This is a genomic window from Actinospica acidithermotolerans (assembly GCF_018139625.1).
Taxonomy (GTDB): Bacteria; Actinomycetota; Actinomycetes; order Streptomycetales; family Catenulisporaceae; genus Actinospica; species Actinospica acidithermotolerans.
Genome location: NZ_JAGSOH010000308.1, coordinates 1 through 744 on the forward strand (window position 1 = coordinate 1; position 744 = coordinate 744).

The window sequence follows — 744 nt, forward strand, 5'->3', positions numbered from 1 at the left end:
GGGTGGCATGGATCGTGGGGGCGGGATCGCGGAGCTCTGGCGTGCGCGGCTTGAGGCGGTGGCGGAGTTGGATGCGCGTAGGGATGCGATCGTGGCCGAGTGCCTGCGTGATGCGCAGGATCTGCGCGCGGGTGATCGTGAGGGTGCGGACGTGCTGCTGGAGCTGGCGCAGATGCTCGGTAGGCGGGAGCAGGCCGGTCACGGGCAGCTGATCCGGGCACTCGCACAGGCCGATCGGGTCAAGGCGGCGCGCGGCGGGGTGAAGGCGTGGGCCGCGACGCATCTGGACGTCTCCGACGGCAGGGCCCGCTCGATCGCCGAGTGCGCCCGCCGGATCGGCGCGATCCCGCAGCTGGCCGAACCGCTCGCCTCCGGCCGCATCGGCGCGGACACCGTCCGGGTGCTCTCGCGCACCGCAAAGGCCGTCGCCGGAACCGGCGTGGACACCGCAGCCGCCCTCACCGCGACCCTGGTCACCGCCGAAGCCGAGGGCGTGACCGCGGCCGCGAAGCAGATCCGGGCCCTGGAGCACACCCTGGACCCGGACACGGGCAAGGACGTGATCGCCCGTCAGCGCGCACGGTCGTTCTACCGGGTGGTCGAGCTCGAGGACGGGCTGTGCCGGTTCGAGGTCCTGCTGGACGCGGTCCGCGCCACCACCCTGCGCGCGGCGGTCGACGCGCAAACCGCCGACTGGATCCGCCAGACCCAATACGACCACGCCAGCGTGCTGCCCGAGGACGT

The 744-nt window shown here is 73.1% G+C and carries 1 protein-coding gene; it reads left to right on the forward strand.

The genetic code is table 11. From position 1 onward, the window contains the following. Nucleotides 1-91: 91 nt before the first annotated feature. The coding region (locus KDK95_RS34840; RefSeq protein ID WP_212522622.1) for a DUF222 domain-containing protein at nt 92-744 on the forward strand (653 nt) is incomplete at its 3' end.